Source organism: uncultured Amaricoccus sp., from assembly GCF_937858865.1.
GTDB lineage: Bacteria > Pseudomonadota > Alphaproteobacteria > Rhodobacterales > Rhodobacteraceae > Amaricoccus.
In genome coordinates, this window is sequence record NZ_CALLYO010000109.1 from 1 (window position 1) to 1602 (window position 1602).

1 pseudogene is annotated in these 1602 nt (G+C 70.0%); it reads right to left on the minus strand.

The annotated features are described in order from the left end of the window. Window positions 1-121: 121 nt before the first annotated feature. Window positions 122-1353, minus strand: a pseudogene (locus Q0112_RS02905) (IS256 family transposase). Window positions 1354-1602 lie beyond the last annotated feature (249 nt).

Consider the following 1602-nt stretch of genomic DNA (forward strand, 5'->3'; position numbering starts at 1 on the left):
TCGTCCAGAAGATCACCTCATCCCGCCCTCAGCCAGCCCTGTCGTGTAGTGTGCCCGGTGTTCATGGAGGCGCGCGGCTTGGCGAGATCATGTCCCGCGACGTGGTGTAGCTGACGCGTGGTCAGGCGAGCGTTCCGGCGGTGCCGGGGCTGGCCAGCATCGTGGTTGCTGCGAGGCTGGCGCGGGGAGTGTGGCGGATCGCGGGGTCGGGATCCAGCGCCATGTAGCGGCGGCCCTGGGCGGCCCAGTCGTTGTGCTGCTCGAGGAGGACGGCGCCGACGAGGCGGAGGATGGCGGCCTCGTTGGGGAAGACGCCGACGACGTCGGTGCGGCGCTTGATCTCGGCGTTGGTGCGCTCGATCGGGTTGGTTGAGCCGATCTTCGGCCAGTGGGCGGGGGGCAGGCGCTTGTAGGCGAGCACGTCGGTCTCGGCCTCGTCCATGCGCTGGCTGAGCTTCGGGATCCGGTCGCGGAGCTGGTCGGAGACGCGGCGCCACTCGCGGTGCGCGGCCTCCGGGGTCTCCTCGGCGAAGGCGGCGCCGATGAAGGCGGCGATCAGCTTGCGGCCGCTCTTCGCGCCGTGGGCCCGGGCATTCCTGAGGAAGTGCACGCGGCAGTGCTGCCACGAGGTCGAGAGCACCCGGGCGACCGCGGCCTTGATGCCCTCGTGGGCGTCGGAGATGACGAGCTCGACCCCGGAGAGGCCGCGGGCGACCAGCTTGCGGAGGAACTCGGTCCAGAAGGTTGCGGCCTCCGAGGGACCGACATCGAGCCCCAGCACCTCGCGCTGGCCGTCGGCGTTGACGCCGATGGCCAGGATCGCCGCCACCGAGACCACCCGGCCGTGCCGGTGCACCTTGAGCCAGGTCGCGTCGATCCAGACGTAGGGGCAGGGCCCCTCGAGCGGGCGGTTCAGGAAGGCCTGCACCCGCGTGTCGATCTCGCCGCAGAGCCGGCTCACCTGGCTCTTCGAGACGCCGCCCATGCCGAGAGCGCGCACCAGGCTGTCGACCGAGCGCGTCGACACCCCTGGATGTAGGCCTCCTGGATCACTGCCGTCAGCGCCTTCTCGGCCGCGCGGCGCGGGTCGAGGAAGCCCGGGAAGCAGCTGCCCTTGCGGAGCTTCGGGATGCGGAGCGCCACCGTGCCGGCACGGGTCTCCCAATCGCGGTCACGATAGCCGTTGCGCTGGACGAGGCGCAGCCCGCTCCGCTCGCCGAGCGCGGCGCCGGTGATCGCGCCCACCTCCATCTCCATCAGTCGCTTCGCGGCGAAGCCGATCATCTCCCGGAGGAAATCGGCATCGGGGGCCTTCTCGACCAGGTTCTGCAAGTCCATCATGTCGTCGGTCATCGGGGAAGCCTCGGGTTCGCGTTGGTCTCGCAACCCCGCACCCTACCGGACGAACCCGATGACCGCCCGCGCGTCAGCTACACCACCTCCCGGGACGGGACCCGGGGTTGGCGAGGGCGGCGGAATGGATTCTTCTGGGAGGACTTGTCCTCGCCAAAGGAGCGTCCTGTTGGATCAGAAGACCGCCACCGCCCTCTAAATAGAAACTGGCACCGCGGGCGAGAGCGAGCAGGCGAAGCCGAGGCGTTC